The following is a 21,558-nucleotide window of genomic DNA, read 5'->3' as shown; positions in this document are numbered from 1 at the left end:
GGCCTGACTTGTGCCGGCCTGAGCTGACCTGCCTCAATTCTCTTCCATGACCACCTGGCGCAGCTGCTGGTTGCGCCAGGCGTAGATGGCAAGCGCCGCGGCGGCGATGGCCGAAAGCCAGTAGGGAAGTTCGGGCACAAGTTCGTAAAGGCCGATTCCGACCGCCGGGGCGAAGATGAAGCAGGCGCCGTTGACGGAGGTGACAGCGCCCGCGACCCCGCCCTGTTCGTGCCGGGCGACCGCGAGCGAGGAGCCGGCAGTGAAGCCGGGCCGGGCAAAGCCGAAACCCGCCGATGAAAGGGCGAAGGCCAGCAGCAGCATGTGAAAATTCTGGGCGAAGGCAATGCCCAGCGTGCCGATTGCGGCGATGACGGCGCCCCAGCGCATGAGCTGCGAGGGGTTGAGATCGAGGACGCGGATGACGCCCCACTGGACCAGAAGCGTTGCCCCGGCGCCCGCCATGAAGGTGAGCGAGATGAGCTGGGTGGCGTGCATGCCGGCGCCGGGCGCGATGCGGTCGATGATGAAGAAGCCGATGGCCTGGCCGGTGGCCGCCTGCAGCGAGCCCGCCGCAAAGCCGTAGATCATGAAGGGCTTGATGCGCGGGTCGAAGACGCGCATCCGCTCGCGCTTGCCGGAGACGGTGGTTTCCTCGGCCACGCGGGCGCTTGCGCCCATGTTCATCGAGCCGACGCTGGGCATGGAGGCGGCCGCGCCGCGCCCGGCGCGGGCTTCGGGACCGGTATCGGGATTGTCATCCGGAAGGCCGATGCGCACCGCCAGGAACACCCCCACCGCAATCAGCGTGAAGGCGAACATGGGGCCGGAGAGATCGACGAAGGGAAGGATGAAGAGGGGGGCGATGGCGGGGCCGATGATGGTGCCAAGGCCGAAGGCCGAGGCGAGGATGGCGAGCGCCCCGGTGCGTTCGGCTGGGCTGGTGCGGCCGGCGACATAGGCCTGGGCGGCCGGGTTGGCGGCCGAGCCGAATATGCCGAAGATGGCGCGCGCCAGCGTGAAGAGGCCGAAGGTGACGAGCGGCGCGATCAGCCCCCGGATTCCGGCGAGGATGATGATGGCGCACAGGAACATCGACACGCCGAAGCCGATGACGCCAAGCTGGATCAGCTTGCGGCGGCCCTCGATATCGGACCTGCGCGCCCAATAGGGGGCCGAGAAGGTCCAGATGAGGGCCGACAGCGAGAAGATCACGGCGATCGCCATGTCGGGGATGCGGATTTCCCGGCCGATGACCGGGAGCACCGATTGCAGCGCCGTGTTGCCGGCCGCCGTCACGAGCAGCGAGGCGAAGATGAGGCCGAAGTGGCTGCGGGGCAGGCGCTGGGTCGCGATCTCCCCGCCGCCCGGCCCTGTCATGCCTGCGCGCCCGCGCGGTTGGCGACCAGATCCGCCACGACCGACGGGTCGGCCAGCGTGCTGGTGTCGCCGAGGTTCGAGACGTCATTTTCGGCGATCTTGCGCAGGATGCGGCGCATGATCTTGCCGGACCGGGTCTTGGGCAGGCCCGGTGCGAACTGGATCACATCCGGCGTGGCGATGGGGCCGATGTCCTTGCGCACCCACTGAACCAGATCCCGGCGCAGCTCTTCGGAAGGCTGCTCATGGGCGTTGAGGGTGACATAGGCGTAGATTCCCTGGCCCTTCAGGTCATGCGGCATACCGACGACGGCGGCTTCCGCGACCTTCGCATGGGCGACGAGGGCGGATTCGATTTCCGCCGTGCCCATGCGGTGGCCGGAAACGTTGATCACATCGTCCACCCGGCCGGTGATCCAGTAATAGCCATCGGCGTCGCGGCGGCAGCCGTCACCGGTGAAATATTTGCCGGGGTAGGTTGTGAAATAGGTCTGGAAGAAGCGGGCATGATCGCCCCAGACGGTGCGCATCTGGCCGGGCCAGGAGCGGGTGAGGACGAGATTGCCCTCTGCTGCGCCCTCGAGCACCTTGCCTTCGCCATCGACGAGCTGGGCTTCCACCCCGAACATGGGGAAGGTGGCCGAGCCGGGCTTGAGATCCACCGCGCCAGGCAGCGGCGTGATCATCGCGCCGCCCGTTTCCGTCTGCCACCAGGTGTCGACGATGGGGCAGCGGCCTTCGCCGACGACGCGGTGATACCATTCCCAGGCTTCGGGGTTGATCGGTTCGCCGACGGTGCCAAGCAGGCGCAGCGAGGCGCGGCTGGTCTTCTTCACCCATTCATCGCCTTCGCGCATCAGGGCGCGCAGGGCCGTGGGGGCGGCGTAGAAGATGTCCACCGAATGCTTGTCGACGATCTGCCAGAAGCGGCTGTGATCGGGGAAGTTGGGGATGCCTTCGTACATCAGCGTCGTCGCGCCATTGGCGAGCGCGCCATAGACGACATAGCTGTGCCCGGTGACCCAGCCGACATCGGCGGCGCACCAGAAGATTTCGCCGGGGCGGTAATCGAAGACATATTCGTGGGTCATCGAGACCCAGGTGAGATAGCCGCCCGAGCTGTGCAGGACGCCCTTGGGCTTGCCGGTGGAGCCTGAGGTATAGAGGATGAAGAGCGGATCTTCGGCGTTCACCGGCGTTGCCGGGCAATCGGCGGCCTGCGCCGCGACAAGCGGTTCATAGGCGATGTCGCGGCCTTCCAGCATGGGAACGGCGGCCCCCGTGCGCGCGACGACGATCACCTTTTCGACAGAGGTGCAGTGGGCGAGCGCCGCGTCGACATTGGCCTTGAGCGGGATGGTGCGGCCGCCGCGCAGGCCTTCATCGGCGGTGATGACGAGGCGGCTGTCGCAATCCTGGATCCGGTTGGCGATGCTGTCGGGCGAGAAGCCGCCGAAGACGACCGAGTGGATGGCGCCGATGCGGGCGCAGGCGAGCATCGAGATCGCCGCCTCGGGGATCATCGGCAGGTAGATGGTGACCCGGTCGCCCTTGCGGATTCCGAGGGCCTTGAGGGCGTTGGCGAGGCGGCAGACGGCTTCGTGGAGATCGCGGAAGCTGAGGGTGCGGCCGGCTTCGTCGGGACTGTCGGGCTCCCAGATGATGGCGGGCTGGTCGCCGCGTGTGGCGAGGTGGCGGTCGACGCAGTTGGCGCTGACGTTCAGTTCGCCGTCAGCGAACCAGCGGATGCCGAAATCGGCTTCGTCGAAGCTCCAGTCAGAGACCTGGGTGAAGGGCTTTGCCCAGTCGATCCTGTGCGCTTCGCGCCGCCAGAAGGCATCCGGGTTGTCGAGCGATTCCCGGTACATGGCCTCGCGTTTCGCCCGGTCCACCTTGGCGCGCGCGGCCCATTCGGCTGGCACGGGATAGAGGGGCTGGCTCATGTCGTCATGTCTCCCGGTCTGTGTGGCCGCCGTGGCGGCGCGGGGTTCGCTTGCTGCTGTGAACGCTAGCCGATGGCGGGGCCATGGCAAAGGGCGGCGGGCTACATCGCCGAGATTCCGCCATCGATGTAGAGTTCCGCGCCGGTCACGAATTTCGCCTCGTCGGAGCAGAGGTAGATGGCGGCGTAGGCGACATCATCGGGTTCGCCCACCGTGCCGAGCGGAATCTGCCGCCCGAGCTTCGCCTTCACCGCCTCTCGGCTGGCGCCGGCTGACTGGAAGCCATCGAGGATGGGGGTGTCGATGAAGGCGGGGTGGATGGAGTTGCAGGTGATGGGATCACGGCTGGTGGCGCAGTGGAGCGCCACCGACTTGGTGAGATGACGCACGCCGGCCTTGGCGCTGTTGTAGGCGGCCATGCGGCCGGAGGCGATGACGCCGGCGATAGACGAGATGTTGAGGATGCTGCCGCGCGTGCCTTCGCGGCGCGTGGTTTCGCGGATGAGCGGAAGCGCCAGCTTGCAGCCGAGGAAGACGCCGTCGAGGTCGATCGCGTGGACGCGGCGCCAGTCTTCGAGGCTGGTGTCCTCGACGCTGCCGGGCGTGCCGATGCCGGCATTGTTGACGAGGATGTGGAGGCCGCCGAACCGCGCCCCGGCATGGGCAAGGGCAGCCGCCCATTGCGCCTGGCTGGTGACATCATGGGCGAAGGAGCCCGCCGATGCGCCGATGCCGGCGGCCGCGCGGGCGGCGCCATCGGCATCGATGTCGGTGAGGAGGACGCGCGCGCCTTCGGCCGCGAAACGTTCCGCCATGCGAAGCCCGAGACCGGAGGCGGCCCCGGTGATGAGCGCGATCTTGCCGTCGAGCCTGCCTGCCATGGGCTTCCTCCTCATGCCATGTTTCAGGCCGGCTTAGGGGAGCGGGCGCGGACTTTCACCCCGATGATGATGGCAGGTTGCCGATGTTGCGGCGCAGCATAGAGGGCGCGGACATTCCTAGCAGTGCCACGTGGTTGCAACTGCGAATGGTTCGCGCTAGCGCGAGCGGCTTCCGGTCTTGCCCGGACCTTTATGTGGAGATGACATGCGCGCCTTTCTTCTTGCATCTGTTGCGTTTCTTTTTTCACCGGCAGCTCTTGCGCAGCAGCCGGGCATGGCTGATGCGACGGGAGCGGGCGACATTATCGTGACCGCGACCAAGCGCGCCGAGCGGCTGAGCGACGTGCCGATCGCGGTTTCGGCCGTTTCCGGCGATGCGCTGCAGCAGACGGGCGCGAGCGACATCCGCCAGCTGAACCAGCTGGCGCCATCGCTTTTCGTGTCGTCCACCTCGTCGGAGCATGGCGGGGCCTCGGCGCGAATCCGCGGCATCGGCACGGTCGGCGACAATGTCGGCCTGGAGGCATCCGTCGCGGTGTTCGTGGACGGAGTCTACCGGCCCCGCTCGGGCGCCGGGCTGACCGAACTGGGCGAGGTGGAGCGGATCGAGGTGCTGCGCGGGCCGCAGGGCACGCTGTTCGGGCGCAATGCCTCGGCCGGTCTTATCAACGTGGTGACGGCGAAGCCCCGGTTCGAGGCTGGCGGCAATGCCGAGCTGACGCTTGGAAATTATGATCTTGTGCGCCTGTCCGCCGGGGTGACCGGCCCTGTCATCGAGGACCGGCTGGCGGCGCGGCTGGATGGCGTGCTGATGAAGCGGGATGGCTTCGTGACCGACGTGATCTCGGGCCGGGGCCTGAATGACCGTGACCGCACCATGCTGCGCGGCCAGCTGCTTTATACGCCCGGCAATGGCATGGAACTGCGCCTTTCGGGCGATTTCGCCAGGCGCGACGAGGAATGCTGCGCGGCCACGCACCTGCCCTTCAGCCAGGCCATCACGCTTCCGGACGGGCGCGTGGAGGTGGTGCCCGGAAACCCGGTCGTGCCGCTTCTGGAATCGCTGGGGGCGGTGCTGAGCGACGACAGTTTCGCGCGGCGCACCTCGATCACGCCGGGGCAGGGCTATCGTTCCAAGGTGACGGACTGGGGCCTTTCGGGTGAGCTGACATGGCCACTGGGCGCAGCCGAGCTGACCGCCATCACGGCCTACAGGGACTGGAAGGTTTCCTCGAGCCAGGACAATGACTACAACAATCTGGACCTGTTCTGGCGCTCGAACCAGGTGCGGAACTTCCGCACCTTCAGCCAGGAGGTGCGGCTGACCGGCGAGGCGCTTGACGGGCGGCTGGACTGGCTGGTGGGCGGCTATTTCGCGCATGAGCGGCTGCGCTTCCAGGACAATCTGCGCTTTGGCGCGGACATGATGGACTATGCCGACGCCCTTGTCCGGCTCTCGGTTCCGGCCTTTCCGGGCTATGCTGCCCTGGCGACGGCCCTCGGGCGGCCGGGCGACACGCTGAACGGGCGTGGCCTTGATGAGGACCGCTACTGGCAGGACAGCCGCAATTTCGCGATCTTCACCCATAATGTGATCGACATCGTGCCGGACCGGCTGAGCCTGACACTGGGCGCGCGCTACACCAACGAGCGCAAGACGCTGGACGTGGACCTTGCCGGCAACAACACGCTGTGCGGGGCCTTGCGCGGTTCGGCCTATGCCGCCTTTGCGGCGGTGCCCTGCGCGTTGAACGAGATTCAGCAGTTCAGCGGATCGACGCGGCTGAAGGAGGATGAATGGACCGGCACGGTCGTTCTTTCCTACAAGCCGGTCGAGCGGCTGATGACCTATGCGAGCTATGCGCGCGGCTACAAGGCCGGCGGATTCAACCTCGACCGGGCTTCGCTCGACCCGGCCGCCATCGACCTCGACAGCCTGCGGTTCGGCGCCGAAACGGTGGACAGCCTGGAGCTGGGCGCGAAGCTCGACCTTCGCAACGTGAAGCTGAGCCTGGCCGCCTTCCGGTCCGTGTTCGACCGTTTCCAGCTCAACACCTTCAACGGGCTGGTGTTCGTGGTGGAAAATATCCAGTCCTGCCGGGACGATCTGGGTGGCGGGGACAGCGATTTCGCACCCGTGGTGCCCGATGCCGCGCTGACCGGCGCCTGCGCCCCGGATCGGGTGCGCGGCGGCGTGGTCTCGACCGGGGTGGAGGTGGAGGCGGCCCTGTTCCCGGCGCCGGACCTCGCCCTCAACATCGGCCTGACCTATGCAGATACGCGCTATCGCCGGAACCTGACGGGCGACAGTGGGCGGCCGCTGCCGTCGGCGCTGTTCAACCTGCCGGGCAGCGCGCTTTCGAATGCACCCGCGTGGGTGCAGACGGGGTCGCTCGCCTGGACGCCGGCTGTCGGCGATGGCCTCCGCGGGCTTGTCTATGCGGACTATCGCTTCCAGTCGGCGATCAACACCGGTTCCGACCTGTTTCCCGAAAAGCGGCAGGCGCCCTTCACGGTGGTGAATGCGCGTATCGGGCTGGGTGCCGATGACCGGCGCTGGGCGGTGGAGCTGTGGGCGCAGAACCTCTTCAATGAGGAATACCGGCAGGTGATGTTCAACGCGCCCTTGCAGGGTTCGGGCACCATCGCCCGGACGGTGGCCGGCGGCGGCAATTCGACGACGCTGTTCGGCGGCTTCCTGGGTGAGCCGCGCACCTATGGCGTGACCTTGCGCACGCGATTCTGATGGCTGGAGCGGCTGGGGGCGCTGTTTGCGACCCCGCCCTCAGCCGATTCCGATGCAGAGATATTTCGTCTCGAGATATTCATCGAGGCCGTAGCGGCTGCCTTCGCGGCCGATGCCCGATTCCTTGATTCCGCCGAAGGGTGCGACTTCGGTGGAGATGATGCCGGTGTTGATTCCGACCATGCCATATTCGAGCGCTTCGGCGAGGCGGACGATGCGGCCGAGATTCTGGCCGTAGAAATAGGCCGCGAGGCCGAAGCGCGTGGCATTGGCGAGCCGGGCCACCTCTTCGTCGGTTTCGAAGCGGAAGACGGGCGCGAGCGGGCCGAAGGTTTCCTCGGTGGCGACCGCCATGTCGGCGGTGACGCCGGTGACGAGGGCGGGTTCGAGGAAGCTGTCGCCTTCAAGGCCGGTGACCCGGATCCGGCGGCCGCCGGTGACGAGCCGGGCGCCCTTTTCGAGCGCGTCGGCGATATGCTCTTCGGTCTTTTCGACGGCGGCCAGATCGATCAGCGGGCCGATGTCGGTTTCGGGATGGGCGCCGTTTCCGATGCGGAGCTGGCCCATGCGGGCGGCCAGCCGCTCGACGAAGGCGTCGTGGATGCCTGCCTGGGCGTAGATGCGGTTGGCGCAGACGCAGGTCTGGCCGGCGTTGCGGAACTTGGAGGCGATGGCGCCCTCGACCGCTGCATCGAGATCGGCATCGTCGAGCACGATGAAGGGGGCGTTGCCGCCGAGCTCGAGGCTGATCTTCTGCACATGGCCGGCGGCGGCGGCATAGAGTGACTTGCCGATTTCGGTGCTGCCGGTGAAGCTGATCTTGCGGACAATGGGGTTGCCGGTGAATTCCGCCGCGATATCGGACGCCGGGCCGGTGATGACGGAAAGGAGGGCCGGCGGCAGGCCGGCATCTTCGGCGAGGATTGCAAGCGCGATGGCGGTGAGCGGCGTGGCGCTGGCCGGTTTCACCACCATCGGGCAGCCGGCGGCGAGCGCCGGGCCGGCCTTGCGGGTGATCATGGCGGCGGGGAAATTCCAGGGCGTGATGGCGGCCGTGACGCCCACGGGCTGCTTCAGGACAAGGATGCGCTTGTCAGGCTGGTGCGGGGGGATGATGTCGCCATAGGCGCGTTTCCCTTCCTCGGCGAACCATTCGATGAAGCTGGCGGCATAGGCGATTTCGCCGCGCGATTCGGCGAGCGGCTTGCCCTGTTCGGCCGTCATGATGCGGGCGAGATCCTCCTGGTGGAGGAGGATGAGATCGAACCAGCGGCGCAGCACGAGGCTGCGTGCCTTCGCGGTCTGCCCGGCCCATGCGGGCATGGCGGCGGCGGCCGCTGCGATCGCCTCGGCGGCTTCGGCGCGGCCGAGGCGCGGCACATGGGCGAGGGTTTCGCCGGTGGCGGGGTTGGTGACGGCGATGGATTCGGCGCCGGGGTCGACCCAGCGGCCGGCGATGCGGTTGGCGCCGCGAAGAAGATCGGGGCGGTCGAGCGTGAGGGTCATTCGCCGGTCCTTTCCAGATCCGTGCCGGGTGTGCGGGCGGCTTCGCGGCGTTCGGTGAAGCGGATGGCAACCAGGCTTATTTCGTAGAGCAGCACCAGCGGGATGGCGAGGAGCAGTTGCGAGACGACATCGGGCGGCGTGAAGATGGCAGCGATGACGAAGGCCGCGACGATGAAATAGCGGCGGAAGGCGCGGAGCTGTTCCAGGCTGACGATGCCGGCGCGGTTCAGCAGCATGAGCAGCACCGGCAGCAGGAAGGCGAGGCCGAAGGCGAACAGGAACTGCATGATGAAGCTGAGATAGGCGCCGACCGAGGGCAGCGCTTCCTGTGTGATGCCGGCGCCGAGATCCCCCTGGAAGCCGAGCAGGAAGCGGAGCGCCGTGGGGATGGCGACGAAATAGGCAAAGGACGAGCCCAGCGCGAACAGGAAGGGCGTGGCGAGAAGGAAGGGCAGGAGCGCCTGTTTTTCCTTGGCGTAGAGACCGGGCGCCACGAAGCGCCACAGCTGGGTGGCGATGACCGGAAAGCTGACCATCAGCGCGCCGAAGAAGGCGACCCGGACCTGGACGAAAAAGGCTTCGAAGACCTGGGTGAAGATCACCCTGTCCTGTCCGGCCTGCGCCAGTGGCTGGACGAGGATGGTGAAGATCTGGCGCGCGAAGGCGAAGCAGAGGAAGAAGGCGACGAGGATGGCCGCGACCGACCAGAGGAGGCGCGAGCGCAGTTCGATCAGATGGTCGATCAGCGGGGCCTTTGTTTCGTCGAGGTCGTTCATGGCAGCGTGCGCCGGTTGTCGGGAGCGGGCGCGGAGTCCCCGGCTGTGTCGGGCTGGCTTCCGGTTCCCCCTGTTTGCGGAGTCGTTGTTTCCGGTGCTCCCGTGTTCGTGCCGGCAGCCGTGTTCGTGCCGGTGGCAGCGGGGCGGTCGATCTCGAAATCCGACGCGGCGGGAGCGGATTCCATGATGCGGCGGTTATGCTCCTTCCACTGCTTTTCCATCTCTTCCATTTCAGCCTGGCGCATCATCTCGTCGAAGCCGGAACGCAGGTGACGGGTCATGGCGCGGGCGCGGCCGGTGAAGCGGCCCAGCGTGCGCAAGGCGTTCGGCAGCTCCTTCGGGCCGATGACGAGAAGCGCCACGATGGCGGCGAGCAGCAGTTCGGTGCTGGCGATATCGAACATGGATCAGGGCCGCCCTGGCCGGCGCCCGCCGATCAGCGCTGGCCGCCGTCGGCGCCAGTCCTGTCGGTTGCGGTCTGGCCGGTATCGCCATGGTCGGCATCGGTCTGGCGCGTGACCTGCGGCGGCGCCTGGCCGGTGGCGGGCGCATCGTCTTCGGCGAGGCCCTTCTTGAAGGATTTGATGCCCTTGGCGAGATCGCCCATCATTTCCGAGATGCGGCCGCGCCCGAAGAGAAGGAGCACGACGAGGGCAACGATGACCCAGTGCCAGATGCTCATGCTGCCCATGCCAGATCACTCCATCATTGCCGGCCGGATTGGCTGCGGCGGGTCTGTGGCGCCTATCTAGTCGCTCGGCCCGGATTGCGCCAGTGCATCGTCCGCCACTGCGGCCGCTGAACCGGGCACGGTTTCCGGCAGGGGTTCGAGAAGCCCGGCGGCCTTCAGTTCGGCAAGGCCGGGCAGGTCGCGGCGGCTTTCGAGGCCGAAATGGGCGAGGAAGGCCGGGGTGGTGGCATATTGCATCGGCCGCCCGGGTGTCTCGCGTCGGCCCGCGGGGCGGATGAAGCCTGCCTCCATCAGGGTGTCGAGGGTGCCGCGCGCGGTCTGCACGCCGCGGATCTCCTCGATGCCGGCGCGGGTGACGGGCTCGTGGTAGGCGATGATGGCGAGCGTTTCGAGCGCGGCGCGGCCGAGCCTGCGCGGGACGTCGCGGGCGCGTTCGAGGACGATGGCGCAGTCGGGCGCGGTCTGGAAGAGCCAGCGGCCGCCGCGTTCGACGAGGTTGACGCCACGGCGGGCATAATCGCGCACGAGGGTGTCGAGAGCGCCGCCGAGATCACCTTCGCCGGCGTGGGCGCGGATGTCGGACGGGCTGAGCGGCTCGGCAGCCGCGAACAGCACGGCTTCGACCCGGCGCACATAGTCATCATCCCGCCCGACAGTGCCGGTGGCGGGGGATGCCTCAGTCGACATCGTCCACTTCGACCTTTTCGCCCGTGACGCGCTGGCTGAGCGCGGCTGCCATGAACGGGTCGAGGGCACCGTCGAGCACATCCTGCGGGGCGGTGCTGGTGACGCCGGTGCGCAGATCCTTCACCAGCTGGTAGGGCTGGAGGACATAGCTGCGGATCTGGTGGCCCCAGCCGATGTCCGTCTTGGTGGCGTTGACGGCATTGGCCTCGGCTTCGCGGCGCTGCAGTTCGGCCTCGTAGAGGCGCGCGCGCAGCATCTTGAAGGCGGTGGCGCGGTTCTTGTGCTGGGAGCGTTCCGTCTGGCAGGCGACGACGATGCCCGTGGGCACGTGGGTGATGCGGACCGCGCTGTCGGTGGTGTTGACGTGCTGGCCGCCGGCGCCCGACGCGCGATAGGTGTCGATCCGGAGATCCTTGTCGTTGATCTCGATCTCGATCGAATCGTCGATTTCCGGATAGACCCAGACGCTGGCGAAGCTGGTGTGGCGGCGGGCCGAGCTGTCATAGGGGCTGATCCGGACGAGGCGATGGACGCCTGATTCCGTCTTGGCCCAGCCATAGGCGCCTTCGCCCTTCAGCAGGATGGTGGCGGACTTGATGCCGGCCTGTTCGCCGGCGTTATAATCCACCAGTTCCACCTTGAAGCCACGGCGTTCGCCCCAGCGCATGTACATGCGCTGCAGCATTTCCGCCCAGTCCTGGCTTTCGGTGCCGCCGGCGCCCGAGTTGATCTCGATATAGGCGTTGTTGCCGTCAGCCTCGCCGGAAAGCAGGGCCTCGACCTTGTCGCGTTCGGCGCGGACGGCGAGTTCGGCGAGGGCGGCGACGGCTTCGTCGGCCAGCGCCTCGTCGCCTTCGGCTTCGGCCAGTTCGATCAGCTCGACCGTGCCTTCGAGGTCGCTTTCGATCTTGCGGGTGGCGGTGATGGCTTCATCGAGCTTGCGCCGCTCGCGCATGAGATCCTGCGCGGCCCTGGGATCGTTCCAGAGCGTGGGATCTTCGGCGCGGTGGTTCAGCTGGTCGAGACGCTGGAGGGCGCGATCCCAGTCAAAGAAACCTCCTCAGCAGGGCAAGGGCCTGCCTGATTTTATCGACATGGTTCTGGGCTTCTGCACGCATGGGCGGGTCTCTAGGCGCTGGAACGGCGCCGGGGCAAGTGGATTCGCCGGTTTCCCGGCGACGGGGCAAGTGGATTCGCCGGTTTCCCGGCGCCGGGCATCAGAGTTTCGGCAGGGTGACGCCGCGCTGGCCCATATATTTGCCCGCCCGGTCGGCGTAGCTGACCTCGCAAGGGGTGTCGCCCTTCAGGAACAGGAACTGGCAGGCGCCTTCATTGGCGTAGATGCGGGCCGGAAGCGGCGTGGTGTTGGAGAATTCGAGCGTGACATGGCCTTCCCACTCGGGTTCGAGCGGGGTGACGTTCACGATGATTCCGCAGCGGGCGTAGGTGCTCTTGCCCAGGCAGATGACGAGCACATCGCGCGGCACGCGGAAATATTCGACCGTGCGCGCCAGGGCGAAGCTGTTGGGCGGGATGACGCAGACATCGGCCTGTCGGTCGACGAAGCTGTCCGGCGAGAACTGCTTGGGATCGACCAGCGCATTGTCGACGTTGGTGAAGATCTTGAACTCGTTGGCGACGCGGGCGTCATAGCCATAGCTGGAGAGGCCATAGGAGATGCAGCCTTCGCGATGCTGGCGTTCGACGAAGGGCTCGATCATGCCGTCCTTCAGCGCCCGTTCGCGAATCCAGCTGTCCGGCATCACGGCCATTCGAAATCTCCCTGTTCCTGTCGAAGCGCGCTTCCTGTTGCTGCGCGCGATTGGCCGCGGATGCTTTCAAAGTCCAGCTTCCAGCGGCCTACTGGCGGATGTGGAGCACGCAGATGAGGGTGAAGAGGCGGCGGGCGGTGTCGAAATCCATTTCGACGCGGCCTTCGAGCCGTTCCATCAGCAGCTCCGCGGCGGAATTGTGGATGCCCCGGCGGGCCATGTCGATCGTTTCGATCGCGCTGGGCGAGGCGTTGCGGATGGCCTTGTAGTAGCTGTCGCAGATGGCGAAATATTCGCGCACCGTGCGGCGGAAGGGGGCAAGGCCGAGGAGGATGGTGCCGGATGCATCGCCGCCGTCTTCCGTGACGTCCATCGCGAGGCGGCCGTCCTCGACCCGCAGAAGCAGGCGCCACGGGCCGTTTCCGCCAAGCTCGACCGGGTGAAAGCTGTTGCCTTCGAGAAGGTCGAAGATGGCGACGCGGCGTTCCTGTTCGACATCGGCGTTGCGCCAGATGACGGTGCGTTCATCAAGCTCGACCGAGACGATCCTGTGATCAGACATCCGCCCAACCCTAAGCCCGCCAGCGGCGAAGGCAAGCGCCCCCGTGATGACCCGCAACAAGTGCTCGCATCAGGCGCCCGCATCAGGCGCTTGTTGCAACCATCGTTCGTGCGGGCAGCAGGCATCCGGGCGGCCTTCCGGCCCTTTCGGACGGGCGCTTCAGAAGGCCGGGCGCTTCAGAAGACCGGGTCGCTGTCGGGGCCTGCCGGCTTGTGGATCCCGCATTCGGTCTTGTCCCAGCCGCGCCAGCGGCCGGCGCGCGGATCCTCGCCCGGGCGCACGCGGCTGGTGCAGGGCGAGCAGCCGATGGAGGGATAGCCATCGGCAACCAGCGGGTGCGGCGGCAGGGCGTGGGCTGCGGCATGGGCGGCAAGCCGTTCGGCTGTCCAGTCGTGCAGCGGGTTGAGCTTGAGGCGGGGGCCATCCGCTTCGAGCAGCGGCAGGGCGGCGCGGGTGCTGGACTGGTGGCTCTTGCGGCCGCTGAGCCAGAGATCGAAGCCCTGCAGTGCCGCGTCGAGCGGCTGGACCTTGCGGATTTCGCAGCAGCCATCGGGATCCCAGGACCAGCGCAGGCGGCGGGGATCGGCTTCGGCGAGGCGGGCGGGATCAGGCCGGAGCCAGCGGACATCGGTGAGGCGAAGATGGGCGGCGAGCGCCTCGGCATAGGCGAGGGTTTCAGGAAACAGCCAGCCGGTTTCGACGAAAAGCACGGGTATGTCGCGGCGGACCTGCGCCACGAGGTGGAGGAGCACCGCCGATTCCGCGCCGAAGGAGGAGACGATGGCGATCCGGCCGAACGACCGGTCGGTGAGGATGTCGGCGAGGAGGCGCTCCGTCGGCTGGCCGGCGTGGCGGGCTGCGAGGCGCGGGGCATCGCCCGCGGCCCATTGCCGGACGGGGGCATCGCCCGTTGCCGCACTGGCGCCTGCCGCCATGGTCACTCTGCCGCCCCTGCCTTGCGCGGGTGGCGCAGCGCCCATGCCGGGGCGGCGCCGTCCGTGGCCTTCTGATAGACGTGGGGGAAGCGCGCGAGGGCCGCGCGCGCGGCTTCCGGATCGAGCGGGCGGGCAGGCTGCAGCGAGCTGAAGCCGCTGCGCTTGAGGAAGACAAGCTGATCGACCGTGAGGTCGCCGATGGCGCGGATGTCGCCGGTGAAGCCCGATTCGCGCAGGATGCGCGCGGCGGAATAGCCGCGCCCGTCCCGCCAGGCAGGAAAGGCGATTCCGATCACGGCATGATTGCCGAGCCCGGCATGGGCGCGGACATCCTCTTCGGGCGCGAGCACGAGTTCGGGTTCGGCGGCCGGGTTGGCGCGATCGTCGAGCGGGAAGAGCTCAGCCATAGACGGCCTCCTTGAAGGGTGCCGCGCCGAGGCGGCGATAGGTGTCGAGGAAGCGCTCGCCGGGGGTGCGCAGCCGGCGGTAGGCCGCAGTGACCTTTTCCACTGCGTCGACGACGCCATCCTCGTCGAAGCCGGGGCCGAGGATTTTCGCGAGGCTTGCGTCTTCGGCGCCGGACCCGCCGAGGAGGATCTGGTAGTTTTCGACGCCCTTCCGGTCGACGCCGAGGATGCCGATGTGGCCGGCGTGGTGGTGGCCGCAGGCGTTGATGCAGCCCGAAATCTTGATCTTCAGCTCGCCGAGATCGGATTCGGCGGGTTGCAGCCGTTCGGCGATGCGCTGGGCGACCGGGATGGAGCGCGCATTGGCGAGCGTGCAGTAATCGAGGCCGGGGCAGGCGATGATGTCGGTCGCGAGGTCGAGGTTGGCGTCGGCGAGGCCCGCCGCCACGAGGGCGTCGTAGACGGTGCGCAGGTCGGCCTTGCGGACATGCGGCAGAACGAGGTTCTGGGCGTGGGTGACGCGGATCTCGTCGAAGGCGTGACGCTCGGCGAGGTCGGCGACCGTGTCGATCTGGTCGGCCGAGGCGTCGCCGGGGATTCCGCCGACAGGTTTCAGCGAGATGTTGACGATGGCGTAGCCGGGCGCCTTGTGGGCGACGACCTGCCGTTCGACCCAGCGGGCGAAGCCGGGGTCGGAAAGATCGGGACCGGAATCCAGGCCGGAATCTGGGCTGCTTTCGAAGGCCGGGGGGGCGAAATGGCTTGCGATGCGGTCGAATTCGGCCTGCGGGGCGTCGATCCCGAGCGCCAGCACATGGGCATGTTCGGCTTCCACCTGGGCGGCGAATTCCGCCGCGCCCAGTTCGGAGACGAGGATCTTGATTCGGGCCTTGTAGATGTTGTCCCGGCGTCCGTGGCGATTGTAGACGCGCAGGATCGCTTCCATGTAGCTGAGGAACTGGTCGGCGGGCAGGAATTCCCGGATGGCGGGGCCGACGATGGGGGTGCGGCCCATGCCGCCGCCGACGAAGACGCGGAAGCCCGTCTGGCCATCGACCTTGCGGAGCTGGAGGCCGATGTCGTGCAGGCGGACGGCGGCGCGATCGGTTTCGGATGCGATCACGGCGATCTTGAACTTGCGTGGCAGATAGCTGAATTCCGGGTGGAAACTCGACCACTGGCGCAGCAGTTCGGCCCAGGGGCGCGGGTCTTCGACTTCGTCCGCTGCGGCGCCGGCATATTGGTCGGACGAGATGTTGCGGATGCAGTTTCCGCTGGTCTGGATGGCGTGCATTTCGACACTGGCCAGATCGGCGAGGATGTCGGGCGCCTGTTCGAGCCGGATCCAGTTGTACTGGATGTTCTGGCGTGTGGTGAAATGGCCATAGCCCCGGTCGTAGGTGCGGGCGATGTGGCCCAGCATGCGCATCTGGCGCGACGACAGCGTGCCATAGGGGATGGCGACCCGCAGCATATAGGCATGAAGCTGCAGGTAGAGGCCGTTCTTCAGGCGCAGGGGCTTGAAGTGATCCTCGTCGAGCTTGCCCGAGAGGCGACGGCTGACCTGGTCGCGGAATTCGTCGACGCGGGCGTCGACGAGGGCCTGGTCGATGGAATCATAGCGGTACATCTAGCGCCAGTCCTGTTGGCTGAGGGCGAGGTCGGGGCGGACGGTGGGGCCGTAGCCACGGATCCGTTCGCGGATCTTCAGGGGGCGGAAGCCGCCAGCGACTGGCTCCGCGTCGATCAGGGCAAGGTCGCTCACGCGTTCGGCAGCAGCCTCGCGCGCGATGATGGTCTGGGCGGCGACCTCTTCCACGGGGACGGCGTCGGCAAGGGCGCGGCTCCAGCCGTCGCCCTTCCACCAGAGCACGTCGCCGCGCAGCAGTTCGTTGGCGGTGAGAAGTCTTGTCATTGCGATGCCTCCTCGAAGGCGCGGGCGGCGTGGCCCACGAGACTGTCTTCTGCCTCGGCAAGGCCGGCCACCCGGCCGACGACGAGGATTGCCGGGCTGCGCACGCCTTCGCGCGCCACGACATCACCCAGACCCGCGAGCAGGGTGCGGATGGCGCGGGAGCCCGGCAGGGTGCCGCGCTCGAGGATGGCGACGGGCATGTCAGGCGAGACGCCATCGGCCATCAGCTTGTCGGCGATGAGGCCCGCCGTGGTGACGCCCATGTAGATGACGAGCGTGCGCCCCGGCCCGGCGAGGCCGCGCCAGTCCTGCTCCTTCAGGCCCTGGCAGGTGCCGGCGACAAAGCTGACGGCACTGGAGAGCGCGCGGTGCGTGAGGGGCAGGCCGGCTTCGGCGGCGCAGCCGATGCCGGCCGAAACGCCAGGCACCACCGCGCAGGGGATGCCGGCCGCGCGGGCGGCTTCCAGCTCTTCGCCGCCACGGCCGAAGACGAACGGGTCCCCGCCCTTGAGGCGGACGACGCGGCGACCCTCGCGCACGAGGCGGACGATGAGCGCGTTGATTTCCGGCTGCGGCATGCTGTGGCGGTCACGCTGCTTGGCGACGCTGATGCAGTGTGCGTCGGGGCTGGCGAGCGCCAGCACGCCAGGGCCGACGAGGCCATCGTGGACGATGACCTCGGCCGCGGCGATGAGGCGCGCTGCCTTCAGCGTGAGCAGGTCCGGATCGCCGGGACCGGCGCCGACGAGCCACAGATGACCTGTGGTTGTGCCATGATCTTCCATGCCGCCCTGATGCCGCCTGCGCGCTTCCAGAGCCACAAGGCAAAATTTGGCCCCTTCATAGCATGGCTTCATCGCCTGCGCGGCGATGGCCGGCCGAGACTGTTTCCAAGGCCGTGCGAGATGCTTTAAGGGGCAGCGATGGATGCCGCGACCCCAGCGCCTGAGGACAGGGCCGCCACCATGCCTGCGGGCAGGTGGGGGCGCCGGCTGTTGCTGGCCCTTGCCGTGCTGCTTGGGCTTGGGCTGCTGGCGGGCCTCTTCCTGTGGGTGATGATGGCCCGTGGCCTGCCGGATGCCGCGAGCCTCGCCAGTTATCAGCCGCCGCTGCCGACGAACCTGCGGGCAGCCGACGGCAGCCCCTTTCACACCTTCGCGCGCGAGCGGCGGGTCTATCTGCCCTATGCGGAAATCCCCCCGGTGGTGGTGCAGGCCTTCACCTCGGCCGAGGACCGGACCTTCTTCGAGCATGAGGGGCTGGATTATGCCGGCATCCTGAATGCCGTGTGGGTGAACATCCAGAATCTGGGTGGCGACCGCCGGCCCATCGGGGCATCGACCATCACCCAGCAGCTTGCCAAGAACCTGCTGCTTTCGAACGAGCTTTCCATTGCGCGGAAGCTGCGGGAAGCGATTCTCGCGCGGCGGATCGAGCAGCAGTTCAGCAAGGAGGAAATCCTCGAACTCTATCTGAACGAGATTTTCCTGGGCCGGAACGCCTATGGGATCGAGGCGGCGGCGCAGGCCTATTTCGGCAAGCCGGCCGCCGAGCTGAAGGTGGAGGAGGCTGCCTTCCTGGGTGGCCTGCCCAAGGCGCCCTCGGCGTTCAACCCCAACAGCAATTACGCGCGCGCGCTGCAGCGGCGCAACTATGTGCTGGGCGAAATGGCGCGCAATGGCCACATCAGCCCGGAAACCTCGCGCAGCCTGCAGGCCCTGCCGCTGGCCGTGACCGAAGGCAGCATGCCGCTGCGGCAGGCCGACGTGGGCGGCTATTTCATCGAGGAGGTTCGTCGCCAGCTGATTGATCGATTCGGCGAGGAGGCAAAGGACGGGCCGAACAGCGTCTATGCCGGCGGCCTCTGGGTGCGCACGACCATCGACCCGCTGATGCAGGAAGCTGCCGAGAGGGCGTTGCGCAACGGTCTTGTGCGCTATGATTCGGGGCGGGCGTGGCGCGGGCCGGCGGCCACCATCGAGACTGGCGAGGGCTGGGCGCGGCGCCTGCGTGCCAAGGCCGTCGGCACGGGCTATCCGGAATGGCGCGCCGCCGTGGTGCTGGAAAAGCAGGCTGGCGGCATGCGGCTGGGATTCGAGGATGGCGCGACCGGTTTCATGGCCAATGGCGATGCCGTGCGCGCGAAGGGCGGGGTTCCGGCCTGGCAGCTTTTGAAGCCGGGTGACGTGGTGCCGGTGACGGGCACGGGCGGCAACCGCTATGCCCTGCGGCAGATCCCCGAGGTTTCGGGCGCGCTGGTGGTGCAGGAGCCGCAGACGGGCCGCGTGCTGGCCATGGTGGGCGGCTTCGACGTGCGCGGATCGAGCTTCAACCGGGCGACCCAGGCCAAACGCCAGCCGGGTTCCAGCTTCAAGCCCTTCGTCTATGCCGCCGGCCTCGACAACGGGATGACGCCGGCCTCGATCGTTTCGGACGCGCCCTATTGCGTCTACCAGTCCGCCAGGCTGGGCACGAAATGCTTCCGCAACTTCAGCGGCGGCTATGCCGGGGCCCAGACCATGCGCTGGGGGCTGGAGCAGTCGCGCAACCTGATGACCATCCGCATCGCCTACAACAGCGGCATGGACAATGTGGTGAAGCTGGCGAAGGACCTGGGCATTGGCGACTATGACCCGGTGCTGGCGATCGCGCTGGGGGCTGGCGAGACCACGCCGATGAAGCTGGTGAACGCCTATTCGATGCTGGTGAATGGCGGCAGGGCCGTGGAGCCGGTGCTTTACGACCTGGTGATGGACCGGACGGGCAAGCCCATCTTCCGGGCGGACACGCGCCCCTGCGATGGCTGCAATGCAACACGCTGGCAGGGGCAGGCGATGCCGCGGCCGGCCGATGCGCGGCGGCAGGTGATGGACGCGCGCACCGCCTATCAGGTGACCCACATGCTGGAAGGCGTGATCGAGCGCGGAACGGCGCGGACACTGAGTTCGCTGGGCGTGCCGATCATGGGCAAGACCGGAACGACGACCGGACCCAAGGATGTGTGGTTTGTGGGCGGGACACCGCATTTCGTGGCCGGCCTGTACATCGGGTTCGACCAGCCGCGGAACCTGGGCGGCGTTCAGGGCGGCACCTTCGCGGCGCCCATATGGCGCGATTTCTACCTGCGCGCCTTCAAGGACAATCCGCCCGACCCGGACCCCTTCATCGCGCCGGCCGGCGTGCGGATGGTGCGGATCGACCGGCGCTCCGGCAGGCGGGTGTTCGGGGCCTGGCCTTCGGCAGACCCGCGCTCGGCCGTGATCTGGGAGGCCTTCAAGGCCGACAGCGAGCCACGGCGGATCTATCGCACCGCCCAGGACCTGAAGGCCCTGCAGCCGGTGCAACCGCAGGAGCGGGTGCGTTCGGACAGCGACTTCCTGCGCCAGCAGGGCGGCATCTACTGATCCTGGCTGGCTGAGGCCGCGCCTTTCGCCATCAGGCCGTTGACAAGGATGTCGGCGGCATCTTCGGCGGCGCGCCGGATGCTGCCGGGGGCCGTGCTCCAGCCCGCATCGACCGCAGCCATGAAGGGGCGCAGGGCGACGATTGCGCCGGCGCCATGGGCGAGCATGGTGAAGGGCACGATGATGTTGACGGGCCGGAAGATCCCGCTTTCCTGCCCTTTTCTGAGGAGCGTGGCGAACGGCCAGGCGCGGGAGCGGAAGAAGGTTTCGACCACATGGTCGAGCCGGTCGCTTGGGCGCGTGCCTTCGTTGTTCATGACCTGAAGGATGGCGGGCTGTTCGGCCATTCCGAGAAGGAAGTTGACGCAGGCGCGGTGCATCTGACCGGGAATGTCTGTGGCGGCGGCGCTATCGTCGTTGATGCGGGACATGCAGGCGAGGAGGCGTTCCATGCCGTGATCGACGGCGGCGCGCCAGAGACTGTGCTTGGACCCGAAGCGGGCGTTCAGGAGGCCATGGCTGACGCCGAGCTGGCGCGCGATTTCACGTATGGAAGCCCCTTCGAATCCGCGCTCGGCAAAGGCTGCGAGCGCGGTTTCGAGGCAGGCGGACTCGTTCAGGATTTCGCCGTCTTCGGCGGAGGGTCGCCCCCTTTTGCGGCGGGTTTCAGGCTGCTCCATGCGCCCTGCCTAGCATGGTCAGGGGCGATGCAGAAGAATAATAGACAAGTGTATATTTATATGGCACCCGAATCCGGCAACCAGGGAAGGAGATGCCTGTGCCGACCGACGAGCAATTGATTGCCAGCGCCCGCGCGCTTGCGCCCGCCATCAGGGCGCGCGCTGCCGAGACGGAGCGGCTGCGCCGCCCGCATGACGACACGATGCGCGAACTGGCCGAGGCCGGGATCCTGCAGATGTTCGTGCCGAAGCGCTGGGGCGGATCGGAAGCCCGCCTTGGCACCATGCTGGACGTGGTGGAGGAAATCAGCAGCGCCTGCGTTTCGACGGGCTGGGTTACGGCCTTCTACATCGGTCACAACATCTATGTGGGGAAGTTCGACGAGCAGGCGCAGGAAGAGGTGTTCGGGCCGCGCGGCTACACGCTGCTGCCCGCCGCGACCGCGCCCACCATGGTTGCCGAGCGGCGGCCGGGTGGCTGGGAGATCAGCGGCCGCGCTTCCTGGGGGACGGGGATCATGCACGCCGACTGGGTGCTGGTGAGCGGGCGGACCGAGGAAGGCCCGCGGTCCTTCCTGCTGCCTGTAACCGATGTCGAGGTGAAGGATGTCTGGCATTATACCGGCATGGCCGGGACGGGCAGCAACGACTTTGTCGTGGACAAGGTGTTCGTGCCGGATCACCGCACCGTCAGCGGGATCGACTTTCACCAGGGAGCGACGGCCGGGTCCGCCATCCATGCAAACCCGCTCTATGCGACGCCCTTCCTGGTGCTGGCCTATTGCACCATCGTCGGCGTGCTGACGGGCGGGCTGAAGGGCGCCATGGGCGAATATGAGACGCTGGTGAAGCGCCGGGTGCGGAACTTCAGCGGCGTGGTGGTGAAGGACCAGCAGCATGCCCACATCGAGCTGGGCGACATGGAAATCCGGACCCGGATTGCCGGGGATCTGGCGCGCCAGACTTTCGACCGTGCCGAGGCGATGATCGGCAAGCGGCCCATCACGCTTGAGGACAGGCTGGCGATGAAGGGCCATGTGGCCTTTGTATCAAAGCATTGCCGCGACACGGTGAACGCGATGATGGCCAATGCCGGTGCATCGAGCTTTCATGCGGACATGCCGCTGCAGCGTTTCTGGCGCGACCTGAATACGGTCTGTTCCCATGCCTTCTGGGACTGGGACGCGACCCGCGAGCTGGTGGGCCGGCAATTGCTGGACCTGCCGCCGAACAACCCGCTGGTGTGATGCTGGTTGAGTGATGTCGGCGGGGGCGG

At 67.4% G+C, this 21,558-nt stretch carries 20 protein-coding genes; 3 read left to right on the top strand and 17 right to left on the bottom strand.

The features are described 5' to 3' along the window. Positions 1-33: 33 nt before the first annotated feature. The 3 genes from ACUJ46_RS12080 to ACUJ46_RS12070 form a co-directional block, all read right to left on the bottom strand. Positions 34-1,377, bottom strand: a complete 1,344-nt coding sequence (locus ACUJ46_RS12080) for an MFS transporter (protein ID WP_445390749.1) — start codon at positions 1,375-1,377, stop codon at positions 34-36. Further along, the gene (gene acs / locus ACUJ46_RS12075) at positions 1,374-3,320 is read right to left on the bottom strand and encodes an acetate--CoA ligase (RefSeq protein WP_445390748.1); all 1,947 of its coding nucleotides are present in this window, start codon (positions 3,318-3,320) and stop codon (positions 1,374-1,376) included. The genes ACUJ46_RS12080 and acs overlap by 4 nt, the downstream gene beginning before the upstream one ends. 101 nt (positions 3,321-3,421) lie before the next feature. Then, complete coding sequence (locus tag ACUJ46_RS12070; protein WP_445390747.1) at positions 3,422-4,201, bottom strand: glucose 1-dehydrogenase; 780 nt, start codon at positions 4,199-4,201, stop codon at positions 3,422-3,424. Positions 4,202-4,475: 274 nt separating this feature from the next. Here ACUJ46_RS12070 and ACUJ46_RS12065 point away from each other — a divergent pair, with 274 nt between their 5' ends. After that, the gene (locus ACUJ46_RS12065) at positions 4,476-6,947 is read left to right on the top strand and encodes a TonB-dependent receptor (protein WP_445390746.1); all 2,472 of its coding nucleotides are present in this window, start codon (positions 4,476-4,478) and stop codon (positions 6,945-6,947) included. 39 nt (positions 6,948-6,986) lie between these two features. Here the strand turns inward: ACUJ46_RS12065 and ACUJ46_RS12060 are convergent, their stop codons facing one another. The 13 genes from ACUJ46_RS12060 to cobA form a co-directional block, all read right to left on the bottom strand. Continuing rightward, a complete protein-coding gene (locus ACUJ46_RS12060; protein WP_445390745.1) occupies positions 6,987-8,453 on the bottom strand; it encodes an NAD-dependent succinate-semialdehyde dehydrogenase in 1,467 nt (488 codons plus the stop codon). Continuing rightward, positions 8,450-9,229 carry a twin-arginine translocase subunit TatC gene (tatC, locus tag ACUJ46_RS12055; RefSeq protein WP_445390744.1) on the bottom strand — a complete coding sequence of 260 codons (780 nt, stop codon included), beginning with the start codon at positions 9,227-9,229 and terminating at the stop codon, positions 8,450-8,452. The genes ACUJ46_RS12060 and tatC overlap by 4 nt, the downstream gene beginning before the upstream one ends. Continuing rightward, complete coding sequence (gene tatB, locus ACUJ46_RS12050; protein ID WP_445390743.1) at positions 9,226-9,633, bottom strand: Sec-independent protein translocase protein TatB; 408 nt, start codon at positions 9,631-9,633, stop codon at positions 9,226-9,228. Before tatB ends, tatC begins: the two co-directional genes overlap by 4 nt. A 32-nt stretch (positions 9,634-9,665) precedes the next feature. Continuing rightward, positions 9,666-9,920, bottom strand: coding sequence for a twin-arginine translocase TatA/TatE family subunit (locus ACUJ46_RS12045; RefSeq protein ID WP_445390742.1), 255 nt, complete (start codon positions 9,918-9,920; stop codon positions 9,666-9,668). A 57-nt stretch (positions 9,921-9,977) separates the two neighbouring features. Then, positions 9,978-10,607, bottom strand: coding sequence for an SMC-Scp complex subunit ScpB (gene scpB / locus ACUJ46_RS12040; protein WP_445390741.1), 630 nt, complete (start codon positions 10,605-10,607; stop codon positions 9,978-9,980). After that, positions 10,597-11,725, bottom strand: a protein-coding gene (gene prfB / locus ACUJ46_RS12035; protein WP_445390740.1) for a peptide chain release factor 2 whose coding sequence is annotated in 2 segments (ribosomal slippage) — positions 10,597-11,655 and positions 11,657-11,725 — 1,128 coding nt in all. Because the reading frame shifts where the segments join, the coding sequence is not laid out codon by codon here. The genes scpB and prfB overlap by 11 nt, the downstream gene beginning before the upstream one ends. A gap of 99 nt (positions 11,726-11,824) precedes the next feature. Then, positions 11,825-12,379: a dCTP deaminase gene (dcd, locus tag ACUJ46_RS12030; protein WP_445390739.1), complete on the bottom strand. Its 555-nt coding sequence runs from the start codon at positions 12,377-12,379 to the stop codon at positions 11,825-11,827. Positions 12,380-12,467: 88 nt separating this feature from the next. After that, positions 12,468-12,941: a UPF0262 family protein gene (locus ACUJ46_RS12025; protein ID WP_445390738.1), complete on the bottom strand. Its 474-nt coding sequence runs from the start codon at positions 12,939-12,941 to the stop codon at positions 12,468-12,470. Between the two features lie 176 nt (positions 12,942-13,117). Then, positions 13,118-13,876: a phosphoadenylyl-sulfate reductase gene (locus ACUJ46_RS12020; protein WP_445390802.1), complete on the bottom strand. Its 759-nt coding sequence runs from the start codon at positions 13,874-13,876 to the stop codon at positions 13,118-13,120. Positions 13,877-13,878: 2 nt separating this feature from the next. After that, positions 13,879-14,283, bottom strand: coding sequence for a DUF934 domain-containing protein (locus ACUJ46_RS12015; protein WP_445390737.1), 405 nt, complete (start codon positions 14,281-14,283; stop codon positions 13,879-13,881). Next, on the bottom strand, positions 14,276-15,913 hold the full coding sequence (locus ACUJ46_RS12010) for a nitrite/sulfite reductase (RefSeq protein ID WP_445390736.1): 1,638 nt from the start codon (positions 15,911-15,913) through the stop codon (positions 14,276-14,278). The genes ACUJ46_RS12015 and ACUJ46_RS12010 overlap by 8 nt, the downstream gene beginning before the upstream one ends. Beyond that, complete coding sequence (locus ACUJ46_RS12005) at positions 15,914-16,198, bottom strand: DUF2849 domain-containing protein (protein ID WP_445390735.1); 285 nt, start codon at positions 16,196-16,198, stop codon at positions 15,914-15,916. Beyond that, the gene (gene cobA / locus ACUJ46_RS12000; RefSeq protein WP_445390734.1) at positions 16,195-16,983 is read right to left on the bottom strand and encodes a uroporphyrinogen-III C-methyltransferase; all 789 of its coding nucleotides are present in this window, start codon (positions 16,981-16,983) and stop codon (positions 16,195-16,197) included. The genes ACUJ46_RS12005 and cobA overlap by 4 nt, the downstream gene beginning before the upstream one ends. A 180-nt stretch (positions 16,984-17,163) precedes the next feature. Here cobA and ACUJ46_RS11995 point away from each other — a divergent pair, with 180 nt between their 5' ends. Beyond that, positions 17,164-19,602, top strand: coding sequence for a penicillin-binding protein 1A (locus ACUJ46_RS11995; RefSeq protein ID WP_445390733.1), 2,439 nt, complete (start codon positions 17,164-17,166; stop codon positions 19,600-19,602). Here the strand turns inward: ACUJ46_RS11995 and ACUJ46_RS11990 are convergent. Next, positions 19,596-20,282 carry a TetR/AcrR family transcriptional regulator gene (locus ACUJ46_RS11990; protein WP_445390732.1) on the bottom strand — a complete coding sequence of 229 codons (687 nt, stop codon included), beginning with the start codon at positions 20,280-20,282 and terminating at the stop codon, positions 19,596-19,598. The genes ACUJ46_RS11995 and ACUJ46_RS11990 overlap by 7 nt on opposite strands. A gap of 98 nt (positions 20,283-20,380) precedes the next feature. Here ACUJ46_RS11990 and ACUJ46_RS11985 point away from each other — a divergent pair, with 98 nt between their 5' ends. Next, positions 20,381-21,529 carry an acyl-CoA dehydrogenase family protein gene (locus ACUJ46_RS11985; RefSeq protein WP_445390731.1) on the top strand — a complete coding sequence of 383 codons (1,149 nt, stop codon included), beginning with the start codon at positions 20,381-20,383 and terminating at the stop codon, positions 21,527-21,529. The last annotated feature ends 29 nt before the right edge of the window (positions 21,530-21,558 follow it).

The sequence above is a fragment of the Sandaracinobacteroides sp. A072 genome, from assembly GCF_052616365.1.
This window is presented reverse-complemented; position numbering and strand designations above follow the sequence as displayed.